10 protein-coding genes are annotated in these 8,451 nt (G+C 46.2%); all 10 read right to left on the bottom strand.

All coding sequences use genetic code 11. The features are described 5' to 3' along the window. On the bottom strand, positions 1-299 hold a 299-nt coding region (locus HMPREF2955_RS15645), incomplete at its 3' end, for a hypothetical protein (RefSeq protein WP_139145472.1). A gap of 176 nt (positions 300-475) precedes the next feature. Further along, entirely contained in the window at positions 476-2,011 is a 1,536-nt protein-coding gene (gene rny, locus HMPREF2955_RS03760; protein ID WP_009230056.1) for a ribonuclease Y, read from the bottom strand. Between the two features lie 113 nt (positions 2,012-2,124). Continuing rightward, on the bottom strand, positions 2,125-2,442 hold the full coding sequence (locus HMPREF2955_RS03765) for a cell division protein ZapA (protein ID WP_009230057.1): 318 nt from the start codon (positions 2,440-2,442) through the stop codon (positions 2,125-2,127). After that, positions 2,435-2,743 (bottom strand): hypothetical protein, encoded by a 309-nt coding sequence (locus HMPREF2955_RS03770; protein ID WP_009230058.1) that lies wholly within the window; start codon positions 2,741-2,743, stop codon positions 2,435-2,437. The genes HMPREF2955_RS03765 and HMPREF2955_RS03770 overlap by 8 nt, the downstream gene beginning before the upstream one ends. A gap of 194 nt (positions 2,744-2,937) precedes the next feature. Beyond that, entirely contained in the window at positions 2,938-3,561 is a 624-nt protein-coding gene (locus tag HMPREF2955_RS03775; RefSeq protein WP_070721151.1) for a hypothetical protein, read from the bottom strand. A 513-nt stretch (positions 3,562-4,074) separates the two neighbouring features. Further along, a complete protein-coding gene (gene glmM / locus HMPREF2955_RS03780; protein ID WP_070721153.1) occupies positions 4,075-5,460 on the bottom strand; it encodes a phosphoglucosamine mutase in 1,386 nt (461 codons plus the stop codon). Between the two features lie 15 nt (positions 5,461-5,475). Beyond that, positions 5,476-6,123, bottom strand: coding sequence for a BamK family beta-barrel-assembly machinery protein (locus tag HMPREF2955_RS03785; protein WP_070721157.1), 648 nt, complete (start codon positions 6,121-6,123; stop codon positions 5,476-5,478). Between the two features lie 249 nt (positions 6,124-6,372). Next, positions 6,373-7,410: a DHH family phosphoesterase gene (locus HMPREF2955_RS03790; RefSeq protein ID WP_070721160.1), complete on the bottom strand. Its 1,038-nt coding sequence runs from the start codon at positions 7,408-7,410 to the stop codon at positions 6,373-6,375. Positions 7,411-7,733: 323 nt separating this feature from the next. Continuing rightward, a complete protein-coding gene (locus HMPREF2955_RS03795) occupies positions 7,734-8,123 on the bottom strand; it encodes a DUF1573 domain-containing protein (protein ID WP_009230063.1) in 390 nt (129 codons plus the stop codon). Positions 8,124-8,254: 131 nt separating this feature from the next. Continuing rightward, a partial coding sequence (locus HMPREF2955_RS16480; protein ID WP_210401269.1) for a hypothetical protein occupies positions 8,255-8,451 on the bottom strand: 197 nt, incomplete at its 5' end.

Raw genomic sequence — 8,451 nt, forward strand, 5'->3', positions numbered from 1 at the left:
CATTTTGCAGCATTTTGCACTGCATTTAGCACCAAAACACCTTGCGTTTTGCAGCAAAACACACTCCATTTTGCACCAAAACGCACTCCATTTAGCACCAAAACGCACTCTGTTTTGCACCAAAACGCACTCCATTTAGCAGCAAATAGCCCAAAAACGAGTGCGTATGGCGGTGTTTTTAAATAAAAATTCATTTTGCAGCATTCACATGCTAACCCTATTTCGTACCAAAACCATCCTCCGCTAGAATCGATTTTTTGGGGCAAGGTTGGCAATTGGTAGACGGAAAGGGCACTCATAATGTTAAATATCATACTAAAAAGCGGACAAAACAAGGCAAGAAAATGGAGCGTATTTGGGGACTTACCAAAATGAAAAGAGCTTGAAAACAGATAGCCAGAAAACAAAATAAGGTGTGCCACGCGGCACACCTTATTATATATGGGCTTGACGAGCCACCCATGGTGGACGAAAATTACTTGGCAAAGGCCACAGAACGCGTTTCGCGTATAACGGTAATCTTCACTTGTCCGGGGTAAGTCATCTCGTTTTGAATCTTTGTTGCAATCTCGCCGCTTAGTTTCTCGCTCTCAGCATCGTCCATCTTGTCGGCACCAACGATAACACGTAGCTCTCTACCCGCCTGTATGGCGTAGGTTTTGGTAACGCCAGGGTAGCTCATGGCAATAGCCTCCAAGTCGTTGAGACGCTTGATGTAGGCCTCAACAATCTCGCGACGTGCACCTGGACGAGCACCCGAAATGGCATCGCACACTTGCACAATGGGTGCCAACAAGGTATTCATTTCTATCTCATCGTGGTGTGCGCCAATAGCGTTGCAGATGTCGGGTTTCTCCTTATACTTCTCGGCAATCTTGGCACCATAAAGGGCGTGGGGCAATTCGCTTTCCTCATCGGGTACTTTTCCAATGTCGTGTAACAGACCTGCACGCTTTGCCTTTTTGGGATTTAGTCCCAACTCTGAGGCCATAACGGCACAAAGGTTGGCCGTTTCGCGTGCATGTTGCAAGAGGTTCTGTCCGTAAGACGAACGGTACTTCATCTTTCCTACAATGCGAATAAGTTCTGGGTGCAAGCCATGAATACCCAAGTCGATGGCTGTACGCTTACCCGTCTCAATGATTTCGTTTTCCAATTGTTTCTTCACCTTGGCCACAACCTCCTCTATTCGGGCAGGGTGAATACGGCCATCGGCAACAAGTTGGTGAAGGGCAAGACGGCAAACCTCGCGGCGAACGGGGTCGAAAGCCGATATAACGATGGCCTCGGGCGTGTCGTCTACAACTATTTCAACACCTGTGGCAGCCTCCAAAGCACGTATGTTACGGCCTTCGCGACCGATGATGCGACCTTTCACCTCGTCGTTGTCGATGTGAAATACGCTCACCGAGTTCTCAATTGCCGTTTCGGTAGCCACACGTTGAATGGTTTGTATAACAATCTTCTTGGCCTGTTGGTTGGCATTGAGTTTAGCCTCGTCGATAATCTCGTTGATATAGCTAGCTGCGTCGGTCCTCGCTTCGTCTTTTAAGCTCTCGATAAGTCGTTCCTTGGCCTCGTCTGCGCTAAGTCCCGACAGCTCTTCGAGTTTCAAACGTTCCTGACTTTGCATCTTTTCGAGTTCCTCTTGCTTGATATTCAGCAGTTTTTTCTCGTTATCCACGCGCTGTTGGTTTTGTTCCACCTCTTGTTTGCGGCGTGCCAACTCGTCTTGGCGTTGGTTAAGCGAAATCTCGCGCTGTTTAAGCTTGTTCTCGTTTTGCTGAATACGTTGGTTGCGGATTTGCACTTCCTTTTCCAACTCGCTTTTCTTATTGAGGAATTTCTCTTTAACTTCGAGCAATTTTTTCTCTTTCAGCACTTCCGCCTCTTTGTTAGCGTTTTCTATCATCTCGTTATACTGTCCCTTAATGACGTATCTAAAAAGGAGATAGCCAACAAAGCACCCTAAAACAAGTGCAACGGCGGCAGCGATTATCGTTTCTATCATACAGATTTATATTGATTATGTAATGTTTTTGTTCTGTTCTCTTTTGGTGTTTATGGGGCGAACACCTTGGCGAAAGTTGCCATAAGGCAATAAAACTCGGAAAAGAAAACAGCTTAAACAGACGTTGGCTCGATGCCCAAAGTCTCTTCAATCTCTGCGGCAAGCCCTTTAAGGCTATCCATCAACGGCTCAACGTCGTTGTGTTCGTCCGCATTGTGGTAACGCATAGCAATGTCTATGAGTACCATGTAGAGAATGTCAATATCGCTTTTCTTGCCTGCATACCTAGCCGAGTAGAAGTTCACAAGGTCGGTAATGAGCTTTGCACTCTTGCGATACTTCTCTTCGTCTTCTCGTGAGCAGTTAACAGGTATCGACCTGTCGTATACATTGAGCGTTATCTTGAAGAAGTCTTTTTTGTTATCAGCCATTGTCAATGCTATTTTCGCTTAGAAGTGTGATACATCTGTTCACATCTCTAATGAGTTTGGAGAGCCTTTTCTGGGCCGACTCCATGTCGCCGTCGGTGATTTCAACCATCTTAGCCATTTTCAGGCTGTCGTAGCTTTTGTAAACAGATTGCAAACTGTCGTCCAGTTCCTTTATTCGGGCATCGCGCTCATCAATCATCGTCTGTAGCTCAGCATTCTTCTTCTCCAATTCTTTATATTGGAGAAGTAGCTGGCGCAGCCGTGTGGTAAACAGCGACAATGTGAATTCGTTTGCATCCATAATTAAACACCAATTTGACTACAAATTTAACTTATTTATTTGGATGGCGCAAATTTTCAACCTGTTACATCTTGTAAAAATGTAATTAAGCTGCATCAATGGGCTAATATGCCACGTAAACACCCCGTTATGCGAGCGTGGAAAGCCAAAAGACGACAGCGAGGAATGGCCTTTTCTTGCCCCGAAAGTGTGGCTTACTTGGCTTTTTCGTCGGGGCGCGGCTCTTTCTTGGCCAGCATTACCACTTGGAAAACGAAGTCTGTTACCCACTTTTGGCTAAATCCAAGCCTTTTATTATATTGCCTGATGGAGGCAACGGTTTTCAACACACCTGCATCCGAGAAATCGTTCTTGTTGAAAATGTCGTTGATGGTGCGTTGCGTCATGGTGTAAATGGCCTTCTTGAAGAACGAGGGCAAACGCAACTTAAACTTCATGAGATTGCCCATGAGCATCATGAGGTCTTGTGTGAAGTTCTGGAATTGTATCAAGTACACCTGCACATCTTGCAGCTTGTGGCAGTTTTTCCTAATGCTGGCATCTATTTCCTTAAAGAAACCCTCGTCGGTTTTATACAGTTCTTTCAACATCTTGCGGCAATGCGCCTTTTCACCAAGGCCCAACTTATTGTTCTGCGTTGGTATGCGCAAGGTTGTTTTGTACGTTCTCAAATCGGGAAGCATGGCCAAATTGGTTATACCCAAGTTGGCTGCAAGGGTTGCTTGGAAGTAAACTCGCACCAAAGTCATGTAGTCTTCCATGCCACCCGACTTCGATTTGTCGGCTTGTCTTTTGAATATTGAGGAAAATAATCCCATAATTGTTTTGTTTCGAATAATGTAAATAGACGTGTGTGCCCCCTCTATATCCCATGCCTTAGACACGAGATGAATGCCACGAGTGGAGCGAATACTAGCTGCAAAAGTACGAAAAAAAGGGGAAAACAGCAATTTATGGTCTTAATTTCAAGCGATTAGAGGCTAGTTTTTGAGCATTGGAAAGAAGATAATGCGTGCAAAACAGCATTAGTTGTGGTAGAAGACCAATGACTGGGGCATAAACAAAGGTTGCGAATTGAGCAGAAAATACGGCGTATCGAGAGAGGTTTATGTGGTTCGCTGCGCACAATTGTCATCGTTCGTGCAACGAAACACATGGCTAATACATACACAAAAACGCCGCTTTCGCCCTTCCGCAACGCGTACCTAAAACAGATAGCATGCCATGAAGAGTGAAAGCGGCGTTTATATAACTTACTTTCCGAACCGCAAACGGGCTATTAGATGTGCGCAACCCGTTGCGATGCGTAAGTTGTCAAAACCTTGTTTGGGCTATTTACTCATGTCGTAAACCACCTGCATCAGCTTTTTACCGATTGCATCAGCATCTTCCATCGTTGCAGCCTCGCTATAAACGCGGATGATAGGCTCGGTATTGCTCTTGCGCAAGTGCACCCATTTGTCGGCAAAGTCTATCTTTACGCCATCAATATCGTTCACTTGCTCGTCTTTATATAGTTCTTTTACACGCTCCAAAATAGCATCTACATCGGTAGACGGCGTGAGGTCGATGCGGTTTTTGGCGATAAAATAGTTGGGATAAGTGGCGCGCAGTTCGCTCACCTTGCAGCCCTTGTGGGCCAAATTGCTAAGGAAAAGGGCGATACCAACCAAAGCATCGCGCCCATAATGGCTCTCAGGATAGATTACTCCACCATTACCTTCACCGCCGATAACAGCATTAACGGCCTTCATCTGCGTGGTTACGTTCACCTCGCCAACAGCCGCAGCCGTGTATTGACCGCCGTGTTTGAGGGTAACATCGCGCAGGGCACGAGTGGAACTGAGGTTAGACACGGTGTTGCCTGGTGTTTGCGACAATACATAGTCGGCCACACTAACCAGCGTGTACTCTTCGCCGAACATCTTTCCGTCTTCACAAATAAACACCAAACGGTCCACATCGGGGTCTACTACGATACCCATATCGTAGTTTCCATTCTTTACCTCGGTCATAATCTCGGTTAGATTTTTCTCCAAAGGTTCAGGGTTATGGGCGAAATCTCCCGTTGGTTGGTCGTTGAGCATGGTGTATTTCACACCTAATTGGTCGAGCAGTTTGGGCAGAATAACACCTCCCACGCTGTTTACCGTATCGACCACGACCTTAAATCCAGCCTTACGAATGGCATCGGCATCAACCAACTTTAACGCCAACACACTATCAATGTGACGTTGGTCGAAACTATCGTCCTCGGTATAATGGCCTAAGTGGTCTACATCCGCATAGGTAAAGTCGCCCTTATCAGCTATTTTCAAAAGCTCTGCGCCATCTTCGGCCGTAAGAAACTCACCTTTATTGTTTAGTAGTTTCAATGCGTTCCATTGACGTGGATTATGACTTGCGGTGATAATTATTCCCCCATCGGCTCCTGCCATAGTAACAGCCAACTCGGTAGTAGGCGTTGTGGCCAGCCCGATGTTCAGCACGTCAAAGCCCATTCCCATGAGCGTACCACACACAATGTTCTTAACCATCTCGCCAGAAATGCGCGCATCGCGGCCAACAACGATTGTGTTGTTGCCCTTAGGCATGTTTTGACGAATGAAAGTGGCGTATGCCGAAGTAAACTTAACGATGTCTAACGGGTTGAGTGTGTCACCAACCCCTCCGCCAATTGTACCGCGGATGCCTGAAATAGATTTAATTAGTGTCATTACCAAATTATGTTTTTATCGTGCCTTGCTCAATTCTAACTCATAAAAATAAGGTATCACGCCATTCACGGCCGCCCCATGACCTCGGTCGTGGGGTACGATTAGGCGAACGCGAGCACCTGCCTCTTCGGAAGAAGAAAACCTGTCGAGCAATATATAGGAGAAAGGCGTGAGCCAACCAGAAGGAACTGCCGTCCCATTAGTGCGTTGGCGCGCCACGTACATCAGTCCACCCTTACCATTAAAGCTTGCGGTGAACGTGCCAGAAGTGTTTGTAACGTCCATTCTATCAAGCCAAGCGCTAAAACGCGGATGGAAACTAGAAAGTTCAAGACTATCGGTAAGCAAGTTTCTTTCGCTGAACCTGCACGTCACATTCATGCGTTCGCCCTTTTCAATCTTCCTACCTACACCCTTATGTACGATTTGCATATACACGCCCGAACTCTCAAAGAGCACATATTCGTTCTTAGCCGTGTCGGTAGTCTCACCGTTTGCAACAAATTCGCTTTCGCTAATAACTTTGATGTTCTTCTTCGTGATGTAATTACTGATGGCGTTTCGTTCTGATTCCACTTGGTCGGCATAGGTTTCGTACCTGCTACACGATTGCCACGAGAGCGCGCCCGCCAAGAGGAAAAGAGAAAAGAACAATTTCTTCATTCGTCGTTTAAGTTTTATATGATGAGGTTGCAGACTGCCGTTACAGCCATTCGTTCCACCAAGAACATTGGGCTACACTTCGTCCACAATGCTGCAAAGATAATAAAAATATTACGTTTTCGGGATGTACGGCCTCGTATTTTTGGATTTTTACACATCTGTTGGCCGTCCAAATCTCACATGTCGGGGGCAAAGCGGATGCCGCGAAGCAACCTTAATGCCACACCAAAACCGCGAAAACGACGTTGGTCAAGCCCGCAAACGCCCCGAATAGGCCATGATGGCATCGCGAACAACGCGCTCGGCCTCGCTCATCGAACAGAAAAGCTTACCCCCACTGGCATTGAGATGGCCGCCGCCATTGAAGAAACGCTCCGCCATCTCGTTGCAAGGAAAGTCGTCCACCGAACGCAGGCTTACCAAAATGAGGTTGTCTTTGTCGGTGTCTTCGCGCAACGAAATAACCAATTTCTGCCCTTTTATACGCAAAGGCTCGTTAACAAGCCCTTCGGCATCGCCCTTAACGAAATGAAAATTTTTCATGTCTTGGCGCGTAATGCAAAAGTACGAGGCGTTAAGTTCGTTCAGCACATTGAGTTTTTGGCTCATCAGGTAGCCGCGGAAACGGATGGCCCACGAGCTATAATTGTTGTAAACGTTGCGATATACCTTGTCTTTATCAAACCCTTTGGTCAGCAAATGCCCGATAATGACATATATTTCGGGGCGAGTGGAGTTATAAGTAAAGCCTCCCGTGTCGGTCATCATGCCACAATACACGGCAATGGCGGCTTGCCTACTGAACATTTCGAAACCTCCGAGCTGCCAAACGATGCGGAACACGATTTCGCAGGTGCTGCTCATCTGCGGCAACGACACCATCAGGCAAGCATCCATCTGCGGGTTGAGGTGATGATCGAACACAACTCGCTGGGCCGTGGCGGTCTCCAAGGCGTGCTGCATGTCGTCAACTCGGTTCGTTGCATTAAAGTCTAGGCAGAAAATAAGGTCTGCCTCGGCAATACGTTCTTTGCAAATGGCGGTGTGTTTGTCGTAACGCATCACCTTTTCTACGCCTGGCAGCCATTTAAGGAAATCGGGAAAAGCGTCGGGAACGATGATGAGCGGTTTCTTACCCACTTGCCGGAGGTATTCGGCCCACGCCAATGAAGAGCCGATAGCATCTCCATCGGGCGACTTATGGCAGCAAATCACGATGTTGTTTGCCACTTGTATCAATCCGTTCAAGGTATTAGAATCGGACTGTGAGAGTATTTCGAGTTGCATAATGGTGCAAAGTTACAAAAAAAGGTGCTTAAAGCCACGCTTTAAACACCTTATAATTTAGGGCTAATCCTATAAAATTCGCTTACAGAACAATCTTTGTCCGTGTAGCGTTTTATAGCCTACCAATTTCGTTCTTTTTCGTTCCTTGAAAAGTACGTTTTCTCACCATGACAATTTACGAGCAAGCTCGACTTTGTTCATTTGGCTTAACGAAAACCGTTCTTTTCTCGTTCCTCGAAAAGTGCGTTTTCTCGCCATGACGATGTTCGAGCAAGCTCGACATTGTTCATTTGGCTTAACGAAAACGTTCGTCTGCCGTTTAGTTACTTCGCCTCTTCCATAACACCTTCCACATAGATGCGTGTCATTTCAGTAACGCCGTTGGTACGGATAGTGATGGTTTTCTTAAAGTGGCCAGGAAACATGTTCTTGCCATTATAAACAACTTTCACTTCGCCCTTTTCACCTGGTTTAATGGGCGTTTTGGGGTACGAGGGGACAGTGCAGCCACAGCTAGCCGTGGCCTCGTTGATGACAAGGGGGGTCTTTCCTACATTGGTAAAGGTGAAGGTGCATTCCTGAACAGGGTTCTTTTCACTGAAAGTACCAAAGTTATGGGTAATCTTATCAAATTTAATTTCTGCCTGTTGCTGTGCCACAGCAAATCCAACAAATGCAAAAAGCATCATTGAAAGCAATACCAATTTCTTCATATCCTTATCTTTTAATAATAATGAGCGTCGCGCGAAAGTACCGCCCTACCCTGCCCTTGTCGTACACAAGGTACAACCAAACTGGCAAAATTAGATGGCGTTTTCTTCCTAACGACTTTGCAAAGTTAACGCTATATGCGGAGAAAAACAAATTTTACGCTAAGAATAATGTCCAACCACGCGATTTGTAAGCAGTAAACTCCAAGAGCATTAGCAACTCTTTTGCCCTTGTAACAGCACTTATCCAAGGGATTTGCAGTGTTTAAACAGGGAGTTTCTTCACCAACAAGCACTCCTTCTTTTCTCGTTCCTCGAAAAGTGCGTTTTC

Origin of the sequence: Prevotella sp. HMSC073D09 (genome assembly GCF_001814145.1) — a bacterium.
Taxonomy (GTDB): domain Bacteria; phylum Bacteroidota; class Bacteroidia; order Bacteroidales; family Bacteroidaceae; genus Prevotella; species Prevotella conceptionensis.